Origin of the sequence: Streptomyces sp. RB17, assembly GCF_009604455.1 — a bacterium.
GTDB lineage: Bacteria > Actinomycetota > Actinomycetes > Streptomycetales > Streptomycetaceae > Streptomyces.
Window position 1 is genome coordinate 1,406,128 of the sequence record NZ_WEGL01000002.1, and the last position, 22,945, is coordinate 1,429,072.

Genomic DNA, 22,945 nt, shown 5'->3' on the forward strand with positions numbered 1-22,945 from the left:
GTGTCGGTGTCGGGAAACGGATGGCGAGGCGTCGAGGCGGTTCCGCGTGCTCGTGTCAGGCCGGGCACGCGGAACCCCTCTTCACGGTCGGGTCCGCGTCAGGTCAGACGCCGGCCGCGTTCATCAGGAGCGGGAAGGACGCGTGCAACTCGCGCTCCCAGTAAGGCCAGTTGTGGATACCGGGGCCGTAGAGGTTGGCGGTGATGTTCGCGCCGACCTGGTGCAGGCGGTCGACGAACGCCTCGGTCATGATCTCGATCAGCGGTTCGATGTTGGGGTCGGCCGGTGTGCCCGGCGGCTCGAAGGGGCCGGGCTGGCCGTTGCCGCTGGAGACGTACAGCGGGATGTCCTTGAGCAGGTACGCGAGGTCGTACGGATTGTGCGCTGCCCACCGTCCCGGGTCGACGGCCGGGTCGCCCCACAGCGCGTCCGGGTCGAACCCCTCCACCTGGAGGGTGCCCCGCACGAGCGCGGGGCCGTCGAACGGGCTCGGGGCGTGCGGCCCGGTGTACGTGGTGTGGACGACACCGCTGTACGCGGCCGCGGCACGGAACATGCCGGGGTGGCGGGCCGCGTACGACATTGCGCCGAAGCCACCCATCGACAGACCGGCGATGACGCGCCGTGTGCCGGCGCCGTAGCCGCCTTCCAGGATGCGTACCAGCTCGACGAGGTGGAACGTCTCCCAGGCCGGAGCGCCGCCGAATCCGTGGTTCCACCAGTCGGAGTAGAAACCGGCGCGGCCACCGGTCGGCATGACCACGAGGACGCCGGTGTCCTGCGTCAGCGCGGCGACGTCGGTGGAGCGGGTCCAGGACGAGTAGTCGTCGCCCGCGCCGTGCAGCAGATACAGCACCGGCCAGGTGCGGGCCGGGTTCGGGGTCCAGCCCGGCGGCAGCAGCAGCCGCACCTTCACCGCCGGGTCGGCGAGAGCGGGGGAGTCGATGGTGAGGTCGAGGGTCCGGGGATCGACGTAGGTCTCGGCCACGACGCGGGCGTCGCCGAATGCGCCGGCCGTGCGCCGTGCCTTCTTGGCCGCGTGCCGGGCCGGCAGAGCCTCGGCCCGGGCGGGGCCGGCCGTCAACACGACCGCTGAAGCGGCTGCGGCGGCACTCGTGAGAAACCTGCGTCTGTCCATGTGGGGCATCGTCGCCTCCTGGGACGGTGGAAAAGGAACGGGAGGGAATGGGGGAAGGGGAAGGGACGCAAGGGAGGAGGGGTGGCAGGGCCCGGGGAGTCGGGCGCGGATCAGGACTGCTGGGAGCCGCCGCTCTCGCGGAGCAGATAGCGCTGGAGCTTGCCGCTGGGAGTCCGGGGCAGTTGGTTCACGAAACGGATCTCACGCGGGTAGGCATGTGCGGCGAGATGCGTCTTCACATGCTTTTGGAGCTCGTTCACCAGCGCGTCGCCCGGCTCGGCGCCCTGCCGCAGCACCACGTGGGCGACAACGATCTCGCCCCGCAGGTCGTCCGGGGCGCCGACGACAGCGGCCTCCGCCACGGCTTCGTGCCGCTCCAGCAGGCTCTCCACCTCGTACGGGCCGATGCGGTAACCGGCCATCAGGATCACGTCGTCGTCGCGTGAGGCGAAGGTGAGATAGCCGTCGTCGTCCTGGGCCGCCGCGTCGCCGGTGAGGTACCAGCGGCCATCGGCGGTGAAGCGTTCCGCGGTACGCGCAGGGGCATCGCGGTAGCCGGTGAACCACATCAGTGGGCTCGACTCCACGTCGACCGCGAGCCGGCCCGTCATACCGCGCGGCGCGGGTTCGTCCGCGTCCGGCCGCAGCACGTCGAGACGCCAGCCGGGTAGCGCACGGCCCATCGAACCGGGCCGCAGCGGCGCCGCGATCTCGGGATGCCAGGCGTTGGCCACGACCATGCCGAGCTCGGTCTGACCGTAGTGGTCGCGCACGGGCACCCCCAGCGTCCGCTCGGCCCAGGCGACGACGTCCGCGCCGAGCGGCTCACCGGCCGAGGAGCAGTGCCGTAGCGCGAGGGGCTCGGTCCGCGTGGTGGCGTGGTCGCGCAGCGCGCGGAACACCGTGGGTCCTGCGGTGAAGTTGGTGACGCGGTACCTCGCCAGGACGGACCAGGTCAGCTCCGGAGAGAACGTGCTGCGCAGCAGGTGTGTGGTCCGGCCGAGGGCGAGCGGGCCGATCAGCCCGTAGTACAGGCCGTACGCCCAGCCGGGGTCCGCCGCGTTCCAGAAGACGTCGTCGGGGCGGTGGTCGAGACCGTACTCCTGGTATATGAGGATCGCCGCCACGGCCCGCAGCGGAAGCGGTACGGCCTTCGGGGCGCCGGTCGTGCCCGAGGTGAACAGCTCGACGAGGATTCCGTCGTCCCCGACGGCCACGGGCTCCGGCCAGGGCTCCGCCGTGAGCAGGTCGTGCAGGGCGAGGTCGGTTCCGGTGGCGGCCCCGGTGGTGATGACCCGCCATTCGGGGGCGTCCGGTATGCCATCGCCCGGAGCGAGTTTGGGCCGCTGCGACGGATCGCAGAGCACCGCCTTGGTGCCGTTGCCGGTGATCCGCAAGGCGATCGCGGGCCGGGCGAAGGCGGTGAACAGCGGGACCTGCACCGCCCCGAGCCGCCAGATCGCCAGGGCCGCCACGACCAGGTCGGCCGACTTGGCCATCAGCGTGGCCACCCGGTCGCCCGCCTCGACGCCCAGCCCGGCCAACGCGGTTGCCAGCCGTGCCGAGCGGTCGTGCAGGTCGCCGTAGGTCAGGTCGGTGCTGGTGAGGTCCGGCTCGACCACCCGCACGGCGACGGCCTCCGGCGGATGGCGGTCGCACAGCAACTCGGCGGCGACGGCGTCCGGACCGGCGACCGCCGCCAGGGTCCCCGCGACGCGTTCGTGTGGCAAAGTCATTGCGACTCCCGGATCCATGGGGCACCTTGATGCCCGACTGTTAACCAGATGTTTCCGGCGCGGTGGCAGGGCCAGGTACCCCCGACTGAGGGGGAGGCCCCCGCCGACGCGGCTCATTCCAGGAGGCGGCGTGAACCGCTCTGTGGCAGCAGACGACCAGACCCGGATACAGCGCACACTCGCCCGGCTGCGGGATGCCACCGACCTGCCCCTCACCTTCGGCGGAGCGGTCAACAGCGACATGCAACTGCAGCTCACGCAGTTCGTCGGAGCCATCGCGGGGGCGCTGCGCGGGGCCGTCCTCGACCCCGGGCGCGGACTCGGCGGCAAGGTGGTGACACGGCGCCGACCGCAACTGGTCAACGACTACGTGGGCTCACCGGGCATCAGCCACCACTACGACCACATCATCCAGGCCGAATGCCTGCGCGCCCTGGTCGCCGTGCCCCTGGTGGTACGCGGCCGGGTGCGCGGTGTGCTGTACGGCGCCGTCCGCAGCGCCACACCGCTCGGGGACCGTACGGTCCACTCCGTCATGGAGATGGCCCGGGAGCTGGAGCAGGACCTGGCGGTCGACGACGAACTCGCGCGGCGACTGCGCTGGCTCGACGAGCGGGTGCCGGAGCCGAGGACGGCGGCGGGAACCCACGAGCCGGCCGGAACCCAGCGGGAACAGCTCCGCGAGGCCTACGCGGAGCTGCGGATCCTGGCCAAGAACACCGAGGACCCGACGCTGCGGGAGCGCATCGAGGCGGTGTGCCACAAGCTCTCCACGGCCGGCGGCGACGCCCGCCCAGCGGCCGGCACGGCAGTGCGACGCCAGACAGCACCGCTGTCGGACCGCGAGGTGGACGTGCTCGCCTGCGTCGCTCTGGGCTGGACGAACCCGCAGGTCGCCGCCGACCTCGGCATCACCGTCGAGACGGTGAAGAGCTATCTGCGCAGCGCCACACGCAAACTCCAGGCACGCTCCCGGCTGGAGGCAGTGGTCGCGGCACGGCGCCGCGGCCTGCTGCCCTGACAGGACCGGCTCCACGCACCCGGGCCTCGGCTCACCGTGGGCCCCCGGCCCGGCCCGGAGTTGACGTGACACCGGCCCGGTGCACTATCGTTCCCGGCCCAGTGGAACCGCCGTGTCAGGACGTCGGTCCGCCGCTCATCTCCCCGGCGCACAGCGCCGGTTCCCCCGTGCCCGTGGCACACCACGCACCACAGCCGCCCGCCCCGCGCGCCGAGCGGTCCTGCGTGCACACGCACCGGGCACTCGCACCCCAGGAGACGACGCCATGGACCGCACTGTGCCGAACGACGCCATCGGCCACGCCGCACCACACGCCGACGAGGACCAGGTCGCACCGCACGCCGGCAAGGACCAGGTCGCACAGCACGCCGGCAAGCACCACGCCGCCCCGTACGAGAGCGAGATCTGCGATCTGCTCGCGCGGATGACCCTCGACGAGAAACTGGGCCAGCTCCAGCAACTCGCCTGGACCGCCGACACCGGGCCCGGCGACGACCAGTCACACCTCGTGAGACATGCCGCGCGCGCCGGCCGGCTGGGGTCCGTACTGAACCTCCACGGTGCCCGCAGAACCAACGACCTCCAGCGCGTGGCCGTCGAGGAGAGCCGGCTCGGCATTCCGCTGGTCTTCGGCATGGACGTCGTCCACGGATTCCGGACCACCTTCCCCATCTCGCTGGCCCAGGCGGCGAGTTTCGACCCGGACATCGCCGAGCAGGAGGCCCGGATCTCCGCGCAGGAGGCGCGGTCGGCCGGAGTCCACTGGGCGTTCTCTCCCATGACGGACGTCACCGCCGAGCCGCGCTGGGGTCGGATCTCCGAGAGCTGCGGCGAGGATCCCTGCCTCACAGCAATCTTCGCGACCGCCAAGATCCGTGGATACCAAGGCGCCGGCGCCGGACGGATCGCACGGGACCGGATGGCCGCCTGCGCCAAGCACTTCGTCGGTTACGGCGCGGTCGAGGGCGGCCGCGAGTACAACACGGTGGACCTGTCCGAATCACGGTTGCGAAACCTCCACCTGCCACCGTTCCGGGCGGCCGTCGAGGCAGGTGTGGCCACGGTCATGGCCGCGTTCAACACCCTCAGCGGAGTACCGGCCCACGCCAACGCCCATACGCTCACCGACATCCTCAAGCGGGACTGGTGCTTCGCCGGCGTCGTGGTCAGCGACTGGACGGGCGTCGCGGAACTGGTGCCCCACGGCTTCGCCGCCGACCCCGCGCACGCCGCCCGGCTCGCCCTCGGCGCCGGTGTCGACATGGAGATGGTCAGCACCTGCTTCGCCGACCACGGTGCGAGACTGCTGGCGGGCGGCCACCTCACGGCCGGCCGTCTGGACGACGCGGTGGCACGGGTGCTGCGCCTGAAGTTCCGGCTCGGTCTCTTCGACCACCCCTACACGGACGAGCGTACAGAGATCCGTACCCCGTCCGCGCACGCTCGCCGCGCCGCGCGGGCAGCCGCCGCCCGCTCCATGGTGCTGCTCAAGAACGAGCGCAGCGCACTTCCCCTTCCGCGAGAGGTCGCCTCGATCGCGGTGGTCGGCCCGTTCGCCGAGTCGACCGACCTCAACGGCGCGTGGGCGGGGCCCGCCGCCGCCGCCTTCCCCGCCGTCACCGTGGCGGACGGCATCCGACAGGCCATGCCGGGAGCAAAGATCCGTTGCGCAAAGGGAGTCGACCCGCAGGGCCAGGACACGTCCGGAATCGCGGCCGCCGTCGCCGCGGCCGAGGCCTCCGACCTGACCGTTGTCGTGGCCGGCGAGCCGGCGGCCCTGAGCGGCGAAGGCGGCTCGCGCAGCGCCATCGGCCTGCCCGGCCAGCAAGACCGCCTCGTCGCCGCGATCGCCGGCACGGGCCGCCCCTGCGTCGTCGTACTGACCTGCGGCCGCCCCCTCGCCCTCGGCGACTGGCTCGACGTGGTGCCGGCGGTGCTGGTCGCCTGGCACCCGGGCCTCGAAGCCGGCCACGCCGTGGCCGACGTACTGTTCGGCGCCGTCAACCCGGGTGCCAAACTCCCGGTGTCCTTTCCCCGATCCACAGGCCAGATCCCCATCCACTACAACCACGAGAACACCGGCCGCCCGTGCGGCCCCGAACCCCAGCCCCCGCGCTACGGTTCGCGGTACCTCGACCTGGACCACGGACCGCGGTTCCCCTTCGGCCACGGCCTCAGCTACACCACGTTCGAGCTCGGCCGGCCCACCTTGGACACCATGGCCCTCAGCCCCCAGGCCCTCCTCGAAGGAGCCACCGTCACAGCCTCCGTGACGGTAAGCAACACCGGCGCCCGCGCCGGCGACGAGGTCGTGCAGCTCTACATCCACGACCCTGTGGCAAGCCTCGTCCAGCCCGTTCGTCGTCTGCGAGCCTTCCGCCGCATCCACCTTCCCGCAGGCCGAAGCGCCACAGTGACCTTTACCCTCGGCGCAGAGGACTTCGGCTACTGGACGAACGCCCCCGAGGGCGAGTTCCTCGTCGAATCCGGCGACATCCACATCCACCTGAGCAACAGCTCCCACACGACGACCACGGCCTGCACACTCACCATCAAGTGACCTCACCGTGTGACTGTCGCCCGCCCGTTCAGCGCAGGCCGAGACATGGGTGTCCCACGTGTGCTGGATCGACTGATTCAGCAGGCTATTGCGCAGGCCCTCGTGCCCGTCTTCGACCCTCATTTCTCCGGGGCGTCGTTCGGGTTCCGTACGGGACGCTCAGCCCACCAGGTCGTGAAGGTCGGAAAGCGGGCGGTCGAGGACGGGAACTGCTGGGCGGTGGACCTGGATCTGGACAAGTTCTTCGACCGTGTGAATCACGACGCGCTCATGGCGCGAGTGGCCCGCCGGGTGGAGGACAAGAAGGTCCTGAAGCTGATTCGCCGATACCTGGAGGCCGGCATCATGGCCGAGGGGTCGGTCGTGGCATCGGAGGAGGGGACGCCGCAAGGCTCCCCGCTTTCCCCGGTTGCTTTCCAACATCATGTTGGACGACCTTGACCGCGAACTCTTCAAGCGCAGCCTCCGCTTCGTACGTTACGCGGACGATGTCATGATCTTCGTCCGTTCGGAGCGGCCGGCCAGCCGCGTGCTCGCGTCGGTTACGACCTTCATCGAGATGCGGCTGAAGCTGAAAGTGAACCGGGAGAAATCCAAAGCGGCTCCAGCGTTCAAGGTCTCCCTCTTCGGGTTTGGCTACTACCGAGCCGGTGGGAAAGGGCCGGTGAGGATCCGGATTGACCGGAAGGCGGTCTACCGCCTGAAGAAGACGGTCCGGACGATCACTTCTAGGTCCTGGGGAGTGTCCATGGACCACCGACTGGAGAAGCTGCGGAGGTTCATGACTGGACGGGTTGCCTACTTCAAGGTTGCGGACTCCTCTTGGACGTTCAAGCAACTCGATGAGTGGACCCGCCGGAGGCTTCGCCAGGTGCGATGGATCGAAACCACCAACCGAGTCCGCATGGTGCGAAGGCTTGGCCAAGAGGTGCCCGATGACGTGCGGTTGGTCGCCGGACACCGGAAGTGGAAAGCATCTCTCTCCATTGAAATGAGCCGCGCCCTGGACAACGCCTACTGGGACGCTGAGGGCTACAAGTCCTTTGCCGCATTGTGGCAGCGTCTCAGGACCGCCTGAGATCAACTGAACGAACCGCCGGATGCGAGGCCCGCATGTCCGGTGGTGTGGGAGGGGGGGCCGGGAGAACCGGCCTCCCTACCCGATCTTCTCTGGATGGGGTGACCTGTTTGTTCGCACGGGTCTGCACTGTCGGCCTGAGGCGTTGTCAGTGCGGCACTGTAGGTTGCCGGTATGAAGATCGTGACGCAGGTGAAGCTGATGCCGGAGGCCGACCATGCCGCCGCGCTGCGCTCCACTCTGCGCACGGCCAACGACCTGGCGTGCTGGGTTTCCGAAGTCGCCTTCGTCAACGACGTTCCCCGTGAGTACGAGTTGCGCAAGCACACGTACGCCCACCTCAAAGCCTCCGGGCTGGGGGCGCAGGCCGCGCAGCACGTCATCAAGAAGGTGCGCGATGCCTACACCACGCTGCGCGCCAACATCCATGCCGGGAACCTCGGCAAGTCGACGTCGAAGCGCCGGATCAAGGCGCAGTCCAAGCCGATCATGTTCCGGCCCGATGCTGCGCAGCCGTATGACGACCGGTGTTTGAGCTGGCAGTACGACCAGCAAACGGTGTCCATCTGGACCATGCGGGGTCGGATCAAGAAGGTCCGGTTCGTGTGCTCGGCTGACGCGCTCAAGGTGCTCCAGCGGTACCGCAAGGGCGAGAGCGACCTGATCGAGCGTGACGGCGCCTTCTACCTGATCGCCACGTGCGAGATTCCCGAGGCCGCCCCGTACGAACCTGACCACTTCATCGGCGTGGACCTCGGGATCGTGAACATCGCCACCACGTCCACCGGCTACCAGGCCACCGGACGGCAACTCACCCGGTACCGCAAGCGTCAGCTCGCCCTGCGGGCCAAGCTCCAGAAGAAGCGCACCAAGAGCACCAAGCGCAGGCTCAAGGAGCGCTCCCGCCGCGAGCAGCGGCACGTGAAGAACACCAACCACATCATCGCCAAGACGATCGTGACCGAGGCTGCACGCACCTCCGCCGGAATCTGTCTGGAAGAACTCAAGGGAATCCGGCAGAGGGTACGGCTCCGCAAGCCCCAACGGGTCGCACTCCACTCCTGGGCCTTCGCCCAGCTTGGGGAGTTCATCGTCTACAAGGCACGCCGGGCCGGGGTGCCCGTGGTGTACGTCGATCCCGCCTACTCCTCCAAGGAGTGCGCCGACTGCGGCCACGTGGACCGGCTCAACCGAATCTCTCAAGCCACGTTCGTATGCCGGTCGTGCGGCGTCGTTGCGCACGCCGACCGGAACGCTTCCCGCGTCCTCGCCCGCAGGGGTGAGAACGTGTGGACTGCGGGGCGTGAGTCACGCGTCCCTGCCACCCCATAACGGGGTGTCTGGACGGAGGAGCCCACCCAGCAGCCAGTTGGGCGCCACCTCCAAGCCCGGTCCCTTTAGAGCCGGGTCAAGTTGACTCAGCAACTGTAGGGCCACAGGTCGGCCTTCATTCGCCGCGACTTCTGGTGTGCGCCCTTCATGTCCGGTGTCGGCCCCTCCGAAGCCGGGAACCGCTCCGGTACATGGAGGTGGGCACTTGACCACTCGGCCAGGCCGCATGGCACCCTCAGAGGACCTGACGGGCGGAATGAGAGCTGAGTCGTGACGTGATCCGTGTCTCACGAGGTGCTACCGGGTTCTGGGGGCATGGCGAAGCCACGTTGCCGCAGGTGGACGCCCTTGTCTTCAAGAGCGTCTGCCATGCGGTGGCCCGATCGATTCGGGGCACGGTCGACGAAGTGGCGCTGGCCGGAGTAACGCCGAACTTCCATACTGCTCTGATCGCCATCCCAGACAGTAAAACGACCGTCTTGTCCCACGAGGTACTCCCGGTCGTTGCCTTTGCGGCGAGTCCTCCGCAGCCCGGTGGGCCCCTGACGAACTTCATATCCCCACCGGCCTGGGCGGACGCATTCGAGCTGGGCGGCTTCCGGCTGCTGGACGTCGAAGAACTGAGCATGCCGTTGGCCGCTGCTGACACCAGCGAGCTCGCCGAGGCAGAGCTGGGGCAGGTGCGGTACTGGCGTCCCAGCACAGTCGGCGAGCTGATGTTCAACTGGTGGGAGTGATCCTGGTCATTCGATCGGCGGCTGGTGTTGATCAGCCGGTCCAAGAACCACGGGGGTGGAACTGCCACAGCGGGCCGCCTTCGTCGCCTGGAATGCATACGGCGGGCATATCGGTGAGTCTTCACGCCCAAGTACCGGCGCGGACCGTTCACCGACGAGATCCTTCGACACTGCGAAGAGATCACGCGCGCCGTGTGCGCCAACTTCGAAACCGAGCCGGTGGAGTTCAACGGCGAGCACGATCACGTCCGCCTACTGGTGCACTATTCGCCGAAGGTCGCCATCTCCAGGCTCGTCGGCAGCCTCAACGGCGTCTCGGCTCGACGCCTGCGGCAGGAGTTCCCCGGCCACGTACATACCTGTGGGGCGATCACTTCTGGTCTCCGTCATCCTTCGCCGCATCCTGCGACGGCGCACCGCTCGGGATCATCAAGGAATACATCGCATACCGGTCAGGACATCCGCCGCTGGGCCAAGAAGAACAAGGTCGAGCTGTGCTTCACCCCGAACTACGCCTCCTGGGCCAACCCGATCGAGGCCCACTTCGGCCCACTGCGACAGTTCACCCTGGCCAACTCCCACCACCGCAGCCGTCCCGCGCAGACCCAGGCCCTGCACCGCTACCTGCGCTGGCGTAACGCCAACGCCCGCCACCCCGACGTGCTCGCCGCTCAACGCAGGGAACGCGCCCGCGTCCGAAGCGAGGAGGGCATCCGCTGGGGCGGACGCCCTTCTCGCAGTCGCAGCCTGAACTCGAGGGGGCCTCGCGTCACTTTCGCCAGAACAGGTGGTGCGTCACACCGCTCGGGCTGGGCACGACCTCCAGGTGGAACCGGTCGAGCAGTTCATCGGGGGACTCCCAGAGCCGTAGTCCGGACCCGAGCTTTACCGGTGAGACCGCCACATGCATGGTGTCGACGAGGCCGGCATCGAGGAACTGCCGGATGGTGGTGACCCCGCCGCCGAGTCGGACGTCCTTGCCCTGCGCCGCTTCCCGCGCCCGTTCGAGGACCGTGGCGGGGTCTCCGTCGACGAAGTGGAACGTGGTATCGGAGAGCGTGAACGACGGACGCGTGTGGTGGGTCATGACGAACACCGGCGTGCGGAACGGGGGCTCCTCCCCCCACCAGCCGCGCCACTCATGGTCCTGCCAGGGCCCGCGCTGGGGACCGAACTTGTTGCGGCCCATGATCTCGGCACCGATGTCGCGTGCGAAGTCCCGCGTGAAGTAGTCGTCGAGACCCCGGCTCCCCCCGGGATCCGTGCGCATGGGCCAGCTCGCCGTGGCCCCGGCCCAGGCGAACAGCCGCTCGGGATGGTCGCAGCCGAACGGCCGCTCGAGACTCTGGTGCTCACCGGCACCGATTCCGTCACTCGAGACGTTGAAGTTCATGACTCTCAGCAGTTGATCCACGTCTGTCCTCGTCAGGTCCTGTCGTGTCATCGTGCGGCGAGGCGCCGCACATCATGACGTCGAACGGGATGTGGCCGGATCGACACGGCCCACAAATTTTCCAGGGCGTCCCAGGAAGCGGCCCCAGTAGCGATGTGACCGTCGTGGACGCGGAGGTCATCGAGGTGCCCGGGGCGGCCGCCGCGACCACTCACATGCGTCGCAATGGACGTCACCGCCCGTTCAACTGATCCAACCGATCCAACCGCTACCCCGGCGAACCTTGCCGGTCAGAGCACTGGATCATGCCGAAAGTGCTGCGGCTTTGGGCGTCAGCGCCGTGGCGTACCTCACGTCAAGGGGGGTCGTGGCCGCCTGCGGACTATGCGAAACCCCAGGTCGCATCGGCGTTTGGGGATTCCTTCGTGCCGCATTCACCGTCGCGATCTGTGACGTAGCCCACTCCAGAAAATCGACTTGTCGACTTAGATTCCCCCAGCACGTGAGCGTTACGAGCACGTTAACCGCCGAGGGGCCATCTGCCCGCCCGGGAGAGGAGCTGCTGTGGCAAGCATTCCTCCGCAGCGTCGCGAGTCCGCGCGGCTGCGTGCGATCCACAAGTCCTTCGCACGCCAGTACCAGGTCATCCACGGTCACCGCTGGGCCTTCCGCATGGCGGGCAAGGGTCCGGTCCTGCTGCTGATCCACGGCATCGGGGACTCCTCCGACACCTGGGCCGAACTGATCCCCGAGCTGGCCCGGCACCACACGGTCATCGCCCCGGACCTACTGGGCCACGGTTGCTCCGACAAGCCGCGCGGAGACTACTCGGTGCCCGCGTACGCCAACGGCATGCGGGACCTACTGGGAGTGCTGGACGTCGACCGGGCGACGCTGGTCGGACACTCCCTCGGCGGCGGTGTGGCCATGCAATTCGCGTACCAGTTCCCGGACCGGACCGAGCGGCTGGCACTGGTGAGCACGGGCGGGGTGGGACGCGGTGTCACTCCGGCGCTGCGCCTGGCCTCGCTTCCCGGGGCCCAGCTGGCTCTGGCCGCGTTGCGGCTTCCGACGGTACGGACGCAGACCGCCATCGCGATCCGGCTGCTGCAGCTGTTCGGCACGGGGCTCGGCGTGGACGCGCCGGATCTCTTGCGTGTGGTGGATGCCCTGCCCGATACGGCCTCCCGTGAGGCGTTCATTCGTACGCTGCGCGCTGTGGTCGACTGGCGCGGTCAAGTAGTGACCATGCTCGACCGCTGCCATCTCACCGCAGGTATGCCGACCCTGCTGGTGTGGGGCTCGCGCGACCAGGTCGTGCCCGCCCTGCACGCCGAGGTGGCCCATGCCGCCATGCCCGGCAGCCGTCTGGAGATCTTCGAGGGCTCGGGGCACTTCCCGTTCCACACAGATCCGCAACGCTTCCTTTCCGTTCTGGAGAACTTCATCGCGACGACGGAGCCGGCCAGCCGGCGCCCGGAGCAATGGCGAGAGCGGCTGCGTTCGCAGGGTTCGTGACACGCCGGATCACGTCGAGGCCGAGGCCGAGCTCGCGCAGTGGCCGGACGAGGGCCGGACGAGCGACGGCGTCCGGGCCGTAGCGGCGGTATCCGGCGGGGGTGCGATCGGCCTGCGTCACGCTGCCGCGGTCGGAACAGAACCGGATCCTTTTGACCGTCAGCCCGGTGCGCCGAGCCAGTTCACCGATCGAGTAAAGGGTGCCGCCGTCCATGACCCCACCTTCATGTGTCCCTCCGCAGGAGAGTCCAGTCCTTCTCCTCACCATGTGATCCGTGGATAGCATCGGGGTTCATGACGCTGACGCTGCGGTGGACTTCCCGTGTTCTCCTGGTGGACGGCGACGATCGTCTGCTCCTGCTGTGCGGCCGTGATCCGCGCAGTCCAGGGGCACGATGGTGGTTCACCGTCGGTGGTGCTGTCGAGGACGGCGAGAACTATCCTCAGGCTGCCGTGCGTGAAGTCTGGGAGGAGACGGCGCTGTCTCTTCCCGCTGGGCGTTTGAGCCCCGTTGTCTGGACCCGGCAGGCGATCTTCAGCGTCGACGGCCGTGTCTTCGACCAGTACGAGGAATACCGCCTTGCCCGCGTCACGGCCGATGAGGTCCGCGGTATGAACGTCCGGACGGAGGAGGCTCGTTACGGGCATCGTTGGTGGTCGGCAGCGGAACTCGCTGCCACTGCGGAGACCGTCCGGCCGAAGAGGATGGCTTCTCTCCTGCCCGATGCCCTGTCGGCCGTGGGCCTTGATCGAGCCCCTGTGCATTTGGGCAATGTCAACGAAGACACCGATCCGGAGTAGCGCATCGGTACGGCTTGAGCGGCCGAGCCATGTTTTTGTCGCGATACAACGCCTATGGCGGGCTGGGTAGTTGGTTGACTGGACGCATGACACCAGCTGCGTTCGAGACGGCCAAGCCCGATCCCGTCAGCTATCTCGACCGGCTCGCTGCAAGCGATCTCGGCCGCTCCTACAAGCGGCGGATGCTCGACGAACTCGACTTGCGTGCCGGACACAGGGTGCTCGACCTCGGCTGCGGCCCCGGTACGGACCTTCAGGCGCTCGCCCGGGCAGTCACCTCGACCGGCGCTGTCATCGGCTTCGACCACGACCAGAACATGGTCGACGCCGCGCGGACACGCACCGCCGGCCAGGCCATGGTGGACGTCCGGCACGCAGACATCCACGACCTGCCGGTGCCCGACCACACTGCCGACCGTGCCCGAACCGACCGGGTCCTGCAGCACGTCGCAGATCCCCTGACAGCGCTCGGTGAGATCCGCCGGGTCCTGCGGCCGGGCGGGCGGCTCGTCATGGGCGAGCCCGACTGGGAAACCCTGGCCGTCGACCATCCGGACAGCAACCTGACGCGTGTCTACACCCGCCATATTGCCGAACGGGTGGTCCGCAACGCGGGGATCGGCAGGCAGTTGGCGCGGCTGGCGGCCGAGAGCGGTTTCACGGTGCCCACGGTCATCCCTGTCACACCGCTCTTCCGGGATGTCCAGGTCGCGGACAGGATCCTCGGCCTGGAACGCACCACTCGGCGCGCCGTCGAAGCCGGCTACTTCAGCGACCGGGCGGCGGAAGCCTGGCTGAGCCATCTCACGCGTGGCCCCTTCTTCGCGGCGGTGACGTTCTACATCGTCGTGGCCGAGGTGTAGTTGCGCGTCGCATTGGCCGTCGTCGGCGCGGCGGTCTCCACCGTCTCGCCGACCGCGCAGGGAGCTGCGAAACTCGTCGCGGAGTTCGGGCATCGCGGGCGGAGCGGGTGTCATGCCGCGGGGTCCCGTCGGTGGAGCACGAGGACGGCGGCGCAGGTGGCCACGACGATCGCGGTGATCTGGACCACGATGCCGGTGCCGAGGTGGGCGGTCCCAGAGGGGTCGAACAGGTGGGTCCAGTCCCGCCAGTAGTGCATGGGCAGGACGATCTGCACGGCGTGCAGGGTGTGCGTGCCGTTGAGGATGCCGGCAGCGATCACCAAGGCCACGGCGGTGCCGAGGGCTTCGAGGCCGCGGGGCAGCAGGAGTCCCAGGACGAACGCGATCGTCGCGATGCTCAGCATGCACAGCAGGCAGTAGCCGGTCGCCGACAGGACCCGGGTGGCTGTCTCCCCGCCGGTGAGATTCGGAGCACCAACGATGTGGAACGGATGCCAGCCGTAGATGGCAACACCGGCAAGCAGGCCGGCCGCCAGCACACACAAGGTGGCGGTCGCAGTCCAGACGGCCAGAGCTCTGAGCTTGGCCGCCAGCAGGCGTGCTCGGCTCACGGGCGCAACGTACAGGTAGCGCAGGGTTCCCCACTCCCGGTCGGACGAGGCGATCGCGGCGGCCGGCAGAGCCACCATGATTGGGAGGAGCAGCGGTTCGATGAACGCCATGCTCGCCATGGAGTGGTTGAGCGCGGAGTAGGGGGAGGCGCCGAACAGGCCGGTCTGACGGCCGTTGCGATGCCCCGCCTGGGATGCGTACGAAAAGCCGGACAGCACGGGGACGGTGGCCAGACAGGCGAGCACGACGAGGGTGCGGATCCGCAGTAGTTGGGTGGTCAGTTCAACGCGCAGCATGCTCGCCGGCCCCTTCGGTCATGGTGAGGAACGCTTCTTCCAGGGACTTGCTCTCCTGCTGCACGGACGTGACGCCGATGCCCTCCGTGACCAGCGCGCGGACCAGGTCGCGGGAGAGCACACCGGGGGCGGTGACGACGATCTCGTCCCGCTGCGTCGTGGCCGTCGCGACGCCGGGCAGTGCGCGCAGTACGGCGGCCCCCTTCTCGGTGTCGTCCACCTGGAGGCGGTAGGTGCCGGCGGCGCCGAGCAACTCGTCCATCGGTCCTGCGGCGATCAGCCGGCCGTGGTTCATCACGACGACGTGGGTCGCCAGCTGCTGCACCTCGGCGAGCTGGTGGCTGGAGACGAGCACGGTGGCCCCTCGCCGGGCCAACTCCCCCAGGTACTCGCGCAGAGCCCGGACCTCGCCGGGGTCCAGTCCGTTGGCCGGCTCGTCCAGGATCAGCACGTCCGGCTTCCGCATCAGGGCCTGGGCCAGCATCAGCCGCTGCTTCATCCCCATCGAATAGCCCTTGACCTTGCGGTCGAGCGCCTCGCCCAGCCCGGCGAGGTCCAGCGCGTCGTCCAAAGCGGGGGGCGGCCATGCCTGTCGCGTCGCCGACCACAGGAGCCGCAGGTTGGCCCGGCCGGTGAGGTGCGGCACGAACGCCGGGCCGTCGATGAGAACGCCGACACCGCGCAGCACCTCCGCGCCCAGCCCGACCGGTTCACCCAGGATGCTCGCGCTGCCAGTGTCCGGGGACGACAGGCCGACCAGCATCCGCATCGTGGAGGTCTTGCCCGCCCCGTTCGGGCCGAGCAGTGCGCAGATCTGGCCGGCGTCAACGGCGAAGCCGAGCCCGCTGACGGCTTGCCTGCGTCCGTACTGTTTGGACAGCTCGCGGGCGCAGATCGTCGGTGTTGCCTGTTCCTGCGCTGTGGACGGTCCCATCGTCACGCCTTTCAGCGGTGCGTACCCGGTCGTCGAAGGTGGGTGGCGGCCGCGCCGAAGCGGCGGCGCAAGCGGGCGGCCTCGTACGGCGAGCACGCGAGCAGGAGAGCAGCCGTGACCAGGGACGTGACCAGACCGGCGCCGAGCGTGAGGGCGGCCAAGGCCGGTACGGACAGCGAGCCCGTCCCGAACACGGGCCACAGCGCGTCACGGAACGCCGTCGCGACACTGACCGCGACGCACCCGGCGACTGCCGATGCCTCGGCGATACGGCGGGGCCGGGTGCGCGGCGGCCGGGCGATGAAGCCCGCGACCGCGTTGCTGATCACGCAGAACGCGAGGTCGGAGGTCGCCACGACGACCAGAAACCAGGCGATCAGCAGCGGATCCGTCCAGCGTTCGCCGATGGCCTGCGCACCGGTGAGGGCCGCCGCGGCCAGCGTGCTCAGCGTGACGAACACCGTCATCGCGCGCTGGCGTACCCAGACCGCCGCGTCAGGACCGGCCCAGCGCCGCAGCACGGGAATCCGTCGGCAGAGGAAGACGGCGTCGCCGAGCCAGTCGCTCCGCGGGCCGTGGGCCAAACGGCGTCGGCGGCGACATCGCCCGAGCGACACCGCTGCGACCACGGTGAGTACGGAGTTGACGACCAGCCCGCCGATCAGCACCGATGCCCATGTCCCGGAGGGTGAGGCAGGCGCCCCGGCGATGACCGCGGCCCACTCGGACCCCACCGTGAGCCCGACCAGCGTGACCATCGCCCCCGCCGCACGCACCGTCTGCTGAACCCGGTCCGCGCCCCCTGGCACCCGCCACACGAGCAGCCGTAACGCGATCACCAGGGCGAGCATCGGCACCGCGAACTGAGCCAGGGACACCACCACGTCGTACGGGTCGTCCTGCCACGGGCTGGCCGCCCTGACCGTCTTGTCCTGGGTCTCCAGCACCGTCAGCGCCTCGAACACACCGGCCCCGCCGAGGCTCGTCCAGACCACTGCCGGGTAGGCCCGGCCGTTCTCCTTCACGTGTTCCATGGCCCGCCATAGTACGCGCCTCGTACTACGTGACAAGTAGTATCGCGGCTCGTACCATGTGGGCCGGAGGCAAGGAGGCCCATGCACAGCAACGACGCCCAGATGCTCGTGCTCACCGTCCTCGCGGACGGCCCGCTGCACGGATACGCCATCAACACCGCGATCGAAGAACTCACCGGCCGCAAACTCGGCCCCGGCAGCCTCTACGGAGCACTGTCCAGGCTGGAGGCGCGCGAGCTGATCCAGCCTGCGGACCAGGCGGCAGAAGCCCAGGAACGCCAGCGCACCATGCGGATCACCGACGCGGGCCGTGACCAACTGCGCGCCGAACTCCAGCAGATGGCCCGTATCTCCGCCGCCGGCCTGCGCGCACTCGGGATCACCCCGGCATGAACGCGGCCACGCTCCTGGCCCGGCTCTACCCGCCGGCCGTGTGCGAGCGATGGGGCGAGGACATCCGTCACGAGGTGTCCGCAGCGGGAGTCCGCTCCTGGCCCGACACCCTCGCGGGGGCGGTGCGGCTGTGGCTGCACCCCGGCGACTGGCCCGAGACGTCCACCGGCCAGACCCGCCGCGTCCTGACCGTCGCCCTGTTCGCGCTCGCGGCGGTCACCGGACTGCTGCTGCGCTCGGCCGAACCCTCCACCACCCTGACGGCCGACACCCACCACCCCGCCACCAGCCTGTGGATCGCCCCGCTCCTGCTCGGCATCGTCCTCGCAGCGCCGCTTCCCCGGCCGAGCGGCGCAGCACTCCGCACCCTGACGGCCTCGGCGGTCCGAACCCTGACCGCCCCGGCCGCCGCAGTCGGGGCCCTGTGCCTGACGGCCTGGAGCGGCATCGCCGAACACCTCACGGGCTTCGCCGACGCCGCCGTGGTCCTCTTCTACTGGCTCACGCTCGGATTCGCCGCACTCCGCCTGTGTATCTTCGTCACCCACCTCACCCGGACCGCCGCCCTTGCGACCACGCGCCGACTGTCCACGGCCCTTCTGCACATCGGGACGGGACTGGCCCTTGCAGCAAGCCAGAGCCTCCTCGCCATCGTCCGGACCGCTCCTCGCCCGGGCTCCCTCGTCGAAACGTTGACCCTGGGCCTCCTGGCCGTCACGGCCATCAGCGCCGGCCACGATCTACGGCAGAAGAGGGTGTAGGCCCCAGCCATTGGAGTGCGACCAGCGCTCCGCGAACGCCGAGTGCTGGCACCGCTGAACCGTTCCCGGCACCTGACCCAGGAGTTGCCGCACAAGGGCGGCCGCCCGGCTGTCACGGCAGCGAAGGCTGCCGCCGTGCGCGCCGCGTACCTGGGCGGCCAGTCCATCGCCGCCCTGGCCCGCGACCACCACGTCAGCCGCGGCGCCATCCGTACCGCCGTCGCCGACCTCATGCCCGAGCACACCGCCGCCGACCCGGACACCCCGGCCCCGGAAGTGCCGGTCGTCCTCGACATGCCGGGCAGGGTCGCCGACTTCCTCCGCACGACCGAACTGGAGCCCGCCGAGCGCGCCGCGCTCGACCAGGGCGTGACCGTGCGACGCGGCCAGGGCTACACCCTGCGGGTCAGCACCACGCCCGAGGTCCACGCCGGCACAGCGCAAGGCCCGCCGCGGGTACGCGAACCGGGTCACCGCTCTCGGAGCCCCGGCCTGACCATGATCACCGGCTTGGCGTTAACCGTTGTACCGATGTTCCCCGAGGCCGTTTACCGGCTGGTGCCCGCCGGGGTCAAGCCCAGGTCCCGGCGGCGTCCACCGGGTCGGGTCGGCCCGCTGGTGACGCGTCCGCGTCCGCGCTTGTCGGCCGTTGCCGGTGGGCCTGGACCACCTCGGCTCGCCGCTCGGGGTTCTGCGCGAGGTCGGCCGCAGTGCCGGCCAGGGTGAGGGCCGCGTCGAGGACGGCGCGGTCGGCGGCGGGGCCCGTCGTGGCGGCGGCGAAGCCTGATGTGTGGGGCAGGGCGGTGCTGCCGAGGCCGATGGTGGGGTGGATCGACGGCATCACATGGCTGATGTTGCCCATGTCGGTGGAGGCGCCGACGGATGCTGGGCGCCGGGGGGTGCGGCCGAGGAGGCGGGCGTGGTGGGCGTAGCGCTCGCTCAGCCAGGTGTCCTGGCGCAGGTCGGCGTAGGCGGGTGTGGGCTCGGTCAGGGTCAGCTCGCAGCCGGTGGCCAGGGCTCCGGCCGCGAAGCAGGCACGGACCCGCGGCCACAGCTCCTCCAGTTCGGCGTGGGTGCCGGAGCGGAACTGCCAGCTCATCCGGGCTCGTTCGGGGACGATGTTCGAGCGTGCGCCGCCCTCGGTGACGATGCCGTGGAGCCGGGTGCCGTCCGGCAGGTGCTGACGGAGCAGCCCGATCGCGGTCTGCGCGACCACGCAGGCGTCGGCCGCGTTGACGCCCTCGTGCGGGGCGACGGCGGCGTGCGCGGCGCGGCCGGTGTAGGTGACCCCGACGTGCCGGGAGGCGAGTGAGGTGGTGCCCACCTCGTCGTCTGTGCCGGGGTGGGTCATGAGGGCGCACGAGACGTCGTCGAAGGCTCCGGCCCGCAGCATGTGTATCTTGCCGCCGCCGCTTTCCTCGGCAGGTGTGCCGAGGGCCTTGACGCGTAGCCCGAGGTCGTCGGCGACGGCGGCGAGGGCAAGGGCGGCGCCCGCGCCGGCGGCGGCGATGATGTTGTGGCCGCAGGCGTGGCCGAGGCCGGGCAGCGCGTCGTACTCCAGACAGAAGCCGATGGTGAGGTCGGCGTCGTCTGGTCCGGCGGTCGCAGTGAACGCGGTCGGCAGGCCGGCGGTGCCGCGTTCGACGCGGAAGTCGGCGTTCTGGAACAGCTCGGCCAGGACGGCGGCCGAGCGGTGCTCTTCGAAGGCCGTTTCGGGATGGGCGTGCAGGTCCCGGGCCAGGGAGGTCAACTGTTCGGCCCGGGCCGCGACCTGGGCCCGCAGTGCGGTGTGGAGGGAGGTGTCGGGCAAGGTGGGCTCTCCCATCAGGGGAATGACGTCGGCGGGTGGTCGCGACGTCGGGGGTGGAGTCGTGACGTCGGGGGTGGAGTCGTGATGTTGGGGGTGGAGTCGTGATGTTGGGGGTGGGGTCGTGACGTTGGGGGTGGGCCATGACGCCGGGGGCGAGTGCGCGGCATCAGGGGGTGGGTTCGGGGCGTCGGTGGGGTCAGTCGCGGGAATGAGCGGCCGGCGTCGTGGCCAGCAGGGCGGCGCCGAGCAGGAGCAGCGCGGTGCAGATCAGCCAGATGGTGACGTAGGCCCCTGCGGAGGGACGGCCGGTGGCGCCGGCGGCGGGCAGGGCGGTCATCACGGCGGCGAACACCGCGCCCGCGGTGGAGCCGCCTACGTTGCGGGCGACCTGGTACACGCCGCTGGCGATGCCGGTGTCGGCGCGGTCGGCCGCGGCCACCACCATCACCGGCAGCCCGGCGATGACGGCGCCGACACCGATGCCGGCGATCACGGTGGCGAGCACGACCTGCCAGATGGCGGCGTGGCAGGCGGCGAGCAGGGCGTATCCGGCGGCGGCGAGCAGAAATGCCGCCGCGACCGCGCGGGCGGCGCCCAGGGAGCGGGCTGCCCTGGGGTGGAGCCATGCCCCGGCGAACTGGCTGATGCCGGTGGGCAGGGTGATCAGGGAGACACCGATGGTGCCCAGTCCGAAGCCGTAGCCGAGCCCGGGGTCGGCGGCGTTGAAGGTGGCCATCGCCGACTGGGTGCCGAACAGGGCCACACCGATGCCGAGTGCGGCCAGGTACAACGGCGCCACATCGCGGCGGCAGGTGAAGCGCAGATCGACCATGGGGGCTGTGCTGCGCAGCTCCACGGCCGCCCAGGTGCCGAGCAGTACGACGGCCAGGGCCATGAAGGCGGCGAAGGCGACGGAGGCCCAGCCGAGGTGGCTGCCCTGAGCGAGCCCTACGAGCAGCGCGGCCAGGCCGAGAGTCAGCAGCACGGCACCGGGCAGGTCCGGGCGGGCCGGCGCGGCCCGCCTGTCGGACTCCGGCACCCACCGCCACACCACGGGCACACACACGAGGGTGAGCACCGCGGGCAGTGCCAGCAGCACCCGCGGGTCGCTGCTCAGCCGGGCCAGCAGGCCGACGGCGAGAGTGCCGAGGGTGACGCCGAGTACGAGGCAGCCAGTGAGCCGGGCGATGGCAGGACCGGAGCGGTCGGCGGGCAGCCGGTCGCGCACGATGGCGAACTCCAGCGGCAGCCAGACCGATAGCGTGCCTTCCAGGACGCGGCCGACGAGCAGGACGGGGTACGTGGGCGCGAGCGCAACCAGGACCGTGCCGAGCGCGGTGAGTGTGACGGTGAGGCGCAACAGCCGTCGGTGGCCGTGCCGGTCGCCGAGCCGGGCGAGGACCGGCACGCACACCGCGGAGGACAGCAGCTGGCAGATGTTCACCCAGTTCAGACCGGCGGCGTCGACGCCGAGCCGCTCGCCGACCGCGGGCAGCACCGGGATGATGGAGCCCTGGATCACGCCGCTGCTGGTCTCGACGTAGGCGAGCAGGGCGAGGAGCAGGCCGGGGGTGACGACCGCACGGGACGCGGGGCGTGCGGGTGTGGACGCGACGGCTCGGGCCACGGAGCCTCCTTGGAGTCGTAACCAGGTGGCTCCCGCGCGGTGATCAGGCGGTCCTGTACCGGCGGGAGGTGACCGCATCCTGAGCCGCGGCGGCCCCGTTCCCCGTACCGTGCGGGATTCCTGCACGGCATGCCGCCGCACACCCGGATTCCGTCACCCGCGCCCCGTCTCCCGCCCCACCCCGTCCCGCGCGTCCTGTCCGTAATCCGTCACCGGGGCTCGTCCCGCCCCGCTTCCCAGGCCGGTGACCACACCTGGAGCGGCACCGTGCCAATGCTGCGCCCGTCCGGCCCGAGAAGGCGTCCCATCCGTTTGAGGTGGCGCAGTCCCAGGGAGCGATCGACGACGCGCAGCGACGGCACGCGCCGTACGATCTCGCTCTCCACCCGGCTGGTCTCCGCGACCGACCGCAGCCACAGCGCCAGCCGGAGATTGGCCGAGCCGCCGGTGAACGCCGCGCACAGCCGTACTCCGGGCAGCGCGCAGAGCGCGGACCCGGCTCGGTCGAGCTGGTCCGGCGGGACGCGCCCCCACAGGTTGAGGCTGACCGGGGCACCGGACCAGGGCTGGGCGATCTCGGCCCGCAGGACGAGCCGCCCGTCCGCGAGCAGCGAGCGCAGCCTGCGGTTCACCGTCGACTCGCTGACCCCCAGGCGGGCGGCGAGGTTCGCGACGGGCATCCGGCCGTCCTCGCTGAGCAGGACGGCCAGTTCGGTGTCGACCTCGGTGAGCGGCCGGGCGGCCCGGCTGGGCGGGCCGGGCACAGGGCGGTAGGGCTGGAGGATCTGCTGCTGGCCGGCGCTGAGGGCGTCCAGTTGCCAGTGGCTCGCCTCGTAGAACAGCCGGGTGGCGATGTTCGTGCGGGTTCCCGTCACCCCAGGCACATCGGCCAGGCCGCCCAGGAGGTAGTGCGACAGGTCGGTCAGCGTCGGCACGAGCACGGTCAGCAGCAGAGCGTGGTCGCCGCTGACGTGTTCCACGCTGGCGACGTGCGGGGCGCCGGCGAGCCTGCGTCCGGCAGCGTCGGCCGCGCCCGGCAGACAGGCGACGTCGATGTGGGCGCTGCCCATGTCCTCCAGGAGCCGGTCCGCCGGGTAGCAGGTGACCCAGGCGAGCCCGGCCTCGACGAGACGTGCCCAGCGGCGGGTGGCGGTGCTCGGGTCGATGCCGAGCGCCCGGCCCACAGCCGCCCACGGGGCTCGGGGCGCCGTCTGCAGGGCGTGCACCAGCGCGAGGTCGGTCTCGTCGACCAGGGACGGGTCGTGGCGGGGGTGCACGCCGGTTTCTCTCCTCGGGTCCTG

At 70.2% G+C, this 22,945-nt stretch carries 21 protein-coding genes and 3 pseudogenes; 13 read left to right on the forward strand and 11 right to left on the reverse strand.

From position 1 onward, the window contains the following. Nucleotides 1-103 precede the first annotated feature (103 nt). Both SRB17_RS13420 and SRB17_RS13425 read right to left on the reverse strand, forming a co-directional pair. Entirely contained in the window at nt 104-1,138 is a 1,035-nt protein-coding gene (locus SRB17_RS13420; RefSeq protein ID WP_228395970.1) for an alpha/beta hydrolase, read from the reverse strand. Between the two features lie 110 nt (nt 1,139-1,248). Continuing rightward, nucleotides 1,249-2,874 (reverse strand): AMP-binding protein, encoded by a 1,626-nt coding sequence (locus tag SRB17_RS13425; RefSeq protein WP_153537902.1) that lies wholly within the window; start codon nt 2,872-2,874, stop codon nt 1,249-1,251. Nucleotides 2,875-3,004: 130 nt separating this feature from the next. Here SRB17_RS13425 and SRB17_RS13430 point away from each other — a divergent pair, with 130 nt between their 5' ends. The 8 genes and pseudogenes from SRB17_RS13430 to SRB17_RS46250 form a co-directional block, all read left to right on the forward strand. After that, entirely contained in the window at nt 3,005-3,895 is an 891-nt protein-coding gene (locus tag SRB17_RS13430; protein WP_323375394.1) for a helix-turn-helix transcriptional regulator, read from the forward strand. Nucleotides 3,896-4,319: 424 nt separating this feature from the next. Then, a complete protein-coding gene (locus SRB17_RS13435; RefSeq protein WP_228396056.1) occupies nt 4,320-6,455 on the forward strand; it encodes a glycoside hydrolase family 3 N-terminal domain-containing protein in 2,136 nt (711 codons plus the stop codon). Between the two features lie 45 nt (nt 6,456-6,500). Further along, a complete protein-coding gene (locus SRB17_RS46240; RefSeq protein WP_267133432.1) occupies nt 6,501-6,896 on the forward strand; it encodes a reverse transcriptase domain-containing protein in 396 nt (131 codons plus the stop codon). Beyond that, the gene (locus tag SRB17_RS47580) at nt 6,880-7,533 is read left to right on the forward strand and encodes a group II intron maturase-specific domain-containing protein (protein ID WP_267133424.1); all 654 of its coding nucleotides are present in this window, start codon (nt 6,880-6,882) and stop codon (nt 7,531-7,533) included. Before SRB17_RS46240 ends, SRB17_RS47580 begins: the two co-directional genes overlap by 17 nt. Nucleotides 7,534-7,707: 174 nt before the next feature. Further along, entirely contained in the window at nt 7,708-8,865 is a 1,158-nt protein-coding gene (locus SRB17_RS13445) for an RNA-guided endonuclease InsQ/TnpB family protein (protein WP_153537907.1), read from the forward strand. 338 nt (nt 8,866-9,203) lie between these two features. Beyond that, nucleotides 9,204-9,602: a hypothetical protein gene (locus SRB17_RS13450; protein WP_153537909.1), complete on the forward strand. Its 399-nt coding sequence runs from the start codon at nt 9,204-9,206 to the stop codon at nt 9,600-9,602. A gap of 159 nt (nt 9,603-9,761) precedes the next feature. Next, a pseudogene (locus SRB17_RS47585) lies at nt 9,762-9,896 on the forward strand (transposase); the annotation flags it as partial. A 101-nt stretch (nt 9,897-9,997) separates the two neighbouring features. Further along, nucleotides 9,998-10,334, forward strand: a pseudogene (locus tag SRB17_RS46250) (IS630 family transposase); the annotation flags it as partial. Between the two features lie 37 nt (nt 10,335-10,371). Here the strand turns inward: SRB17_RS46250 and SRB17_RS13465 are convergent. Then, complete coding sequence (locus tag SRB17_RS13465) at nt 10,372-11,016, reverse strand: dihydrofolate reductase family protein (RefSeq protein WP_323375395.1); 645 nt, start codon at nt 11,014-11,016, stop codon at nt 10,372-10,374. A 543-nt stretch (nt 11,017-11,559) separates the two neighbouring features. On the opposite strand from SRB17_RS13465, the gene SRB17_RS13470 reads away from it, so the two are divergent. Beyond that, complete coding sequence (locus SRB17_RS13470; RefSeq protein WP_416237043.1) at nt 11,560-12,513, forward strand: alpha/beta fold hydrolase; 954 nt, start codon at nt 11,560-11,562, stop codon at nt 12,511-12,513. Here SRB17_RS13470 and SRB17_RS13475 read toward each other — a convergent pair. Next, a pseudogene (locus SRB17_RS13475) lies at nt 12,506-12,727 on the reverse strand (MerR family transcriptional regulator); the annotation flags it as partial. The gene SRB17_RS13470 and the pseudogene SRB17_RS13475 overlap by 8 nt on opposite strands. Nucleotides 12,728-12,807: 80 nt before the next feature. Between SRB17_RS13475 and SRB17_RS13480 the strand changes: the two are divergent. Both SRB17_RS13480 and SRB17_RS13485 read left to right on the forward strand, forming a co-directional pair. Further along, nucleotides 12,808-13,314: an NUDIX hydrolase gene (locus SRB17_RS13480; protein ID WP_153537912.1), complete on the forward strand. Its 507-nt coding sequence runs from the start codon at nt 12,808-12,810 to the stop codon at nt 13,312-13,314. A gap of 14 nt (nt 13,315-13,328) precedes the next feature. After that, nucleotides 13,329-14,177, forward strand: a complete 849-nt coding sequence (locus SRB17_RS13485) for a methyltransferase domain-containing protein (protein WP_228395972.1) — start codon at nt 13,329-13,331, stop codon at nt 14,175-14,177. A gap of 110 nt (nt 14,178-14,287) precedes the next feature. Here the strand turns inward: SRB17_RS13485 and SRB17_RS13490 are convergent, their stop codons facing one another. The 3 genes from SRB17_RS13490 to SRB17_RS13500 are packed head-to-tail and all read right to left on the reverse strand — an operon-like array spanning nt 14,288 to nt 17,053. Beyond that, the gene (locus tag SRB17_RS13490; protein ID WP_153537914.1) at nt 14,288-15,085 is read right to left on the reverse strand and encodes an ABC transporter permease; all 798 of its coding nucleotides are present in this window, start codon (nt 15,083-15,085) and stop codon (nt 14,288-14,290) included. Next, complete coding sequence (locus SRB17_RS13495) at nt 15,072-16,019, reverse strand: ABC transporter ATP-binding protein (protein WP_153537916.1); 948 nt, start codon at nt 16,017-16,019, stop codon at nt 15,072-15,074. Before SRB17_RS13495 ends, SRB17_RS13490 begins: the two co-directional genes overlap by 14 nt. Nucleotides 16,020-16,030: 11 nt before the next feature. Further along, a complete protein-coding gene (locus SRB17_RS13500) occupies nt 16,031-17,053 on the reverse strand; it encodes a hypothetical protein (protein WP_153537917.1) in 1,023 nt (340 codons plus the stop codon). 81 nt (nt 17,054-17,134) lie between these two features. On the opposite strand from SRB17_RS13500, the gene SRB17_RS13505 reads away from it, so the two are divergent. Beyond that, a complete protein-coding gene (locus tag SRB17_RS13505; RefSeq protein WP_153537919.1) occupies nt 17,135-17,446 on the forward strand; it encodes a PadR family transcriptional regulator in 312 nt (103 codons plus the stop codon). After that, complete coding sequence (locus SRB17_RS13510) at nt 17,443-18,207, forward strand: hypothetical protein (RefSeq protein ID WP_153537921.1); 765 nt, start codon at nt 17,443-17,445, stop codon at nt 18,205-18,207. The genes SRB17_RS13505 and SRB17_RS13510 overlap by 4 nt, the downstream gene beginning before the upstream one ends. Here SRB17_RS13510 and SRB17_RS48050 read toward each other — a convergent pair. The 4 genes from SRB17_RS48050 to SRB17_RS13530 all read right to left on the reverse strand — a co-directional run bounded on the left by SRB17_RS48050 (nt 18,187) and on the right by SRB17_RS13530 (nt 22,921). Then, entirely contained in the window at nt 18,187-18,636 is a 450-nt protein-coding gene (locus SRB17_RS48050) for a hypothetical protein (RefSeq protein ID WP_153537923.1), read from the reverse strand. The genes SRB17_RS13510 and SRB17_RS48050 overlap by 21 nt on opposite strands. A 142-nt stretch (nt 18,637-18,778) precedes the next feature. Continuing rightward, nucleotides 18,779-20,032, reverse strand: coding sequence for an amidohydrolase (locus tag SRB17_RS13520; RefSeq protein WP_153537925.1), 1,254 nt, complete (start codon nt 20,030-20,032; stop codon nt 18,779-18,781). Nucleotides 20,033-20,213: 181 nt separating this feature from the next. Continuing rightward, nucleotides 20,214-21,644: an MFS transporter gene (locus SRB17_RS13525; protein WP_194293986.1), complete on the reverse strand. Its 1,431-nt coding sequence runs from the start codon at nt 21,642-21,644 to the stop codon at nt 20,214-20,216. 209 nt (nt 21,645-21,853) lie between these two features. Continuing rightward, entirely contained in the window at nt 21,854-22,921 is a 1,068-nt protein-coding gene (locus tag SRB17_RS13530; RefSeq protein ID WP_194293987.1) for an Lrp/AsnC family transcriptional regulator, read from the reverse strand. Nucleotides 22,922-22,945 lie beyond the last annotated feature (24 nt).

Excerpts from the sequence above, each read along its gene's own strand:
- SRB17_RS13420 (WP_228395970.1), bottom strand. The coding sequence starts at position 1,138 with ATGGACAGACGCAGGTTTCTCACGAGTGCCGCCGCAGCCGCTTCAGCG.
- SRB17_RS13425 (WP_153537902.1), bottom strand. The coding sequence starts at position 2,874 with ATGACTTTGCCACACGAACGCGTCGCGGGGACCCTGGCGGCGGTCGCC.
- SRB17_RS13435 (WP_228396056.1), top strand. The coding sequence starts at position 4,320 with ATGACCCTCGACGAGAAACTGGGCCAGCTCCAGCAACTCGCCTGGACC.
- SRB17_RS46240 (WP_267133432.1), top strand. The coding sequence starts at position 6,501 with ATGGGTGTCCCACGTGTGCTGGATCGACTGATTCAGCAGGCTATTGCG.
- SRB17_RS47580 (WP_267133424.1), top strand. The coding sequence starts at position 6,880 with ATGTTGGACGACCTTGACCGCGAACTCTTCAAGCGCAGCCTCCGCTTC.
- SRB17_RS13445 (WP_153537907.1), top strand. The coding sequence starts at position 7,708 with ATGAAGATCGTGACGCAGGTGAAGCTGATGCCGGAGGCCGACCATGCC.
- SRB17_RS13480 (WP_153537912.1), top strand. The coding sequence starts at position 12,808 with ATGACGCTGACGCTGCGGTGGACTTCCCGTGTTCTCCTGGTGGACGGC.
- SRB17_RS13490 (WP_153537914.1), bottom strand. The coding sequence starts at position 15,085 with ATGCTGCGCGTTGAACTGACCACCCAACTACTGCGGATCCGCACCCTC.
- SRB17_RS13495 (WP_153537916.1), bottom strand. The coding sequence starts at position 16,019 with ATGGGACCGTCCACAGCGCAGGAACAGGCAACACCGACGATCTGCGCC.
- SRB17_RS13500 (WP_153537917.1), bottom strand. The coding sequence starts at position 17,053 with ATGGAACACGTGAAGGAGAACGGCCGGGCCTACCCGGCAGTGGTCTGG.
- SRB17_RS13505 (WP_153537919.1), top strand. The coding sequence starts at position 17,135 with ATGCACAGCAACGACGCCCAGATGCTCGTGCTCACCGTCCTCGCGGAC.
- SRB17_RS13510 (WP_153537921.1), top strand. The coding sequence starts at position 17,443 with ATGAACGCGGCCACGCTCCTGGCCCGGCTCTACCCGCCGGCCGTGTGC.
- SRB17_RS13520 (WP_153537925.1), bottom strand. The coding sequence starts at position 20,032 with ATGGGAGAGCCCACCTTGCCCGACACCTCCCTCCACACCGCACTGCGG.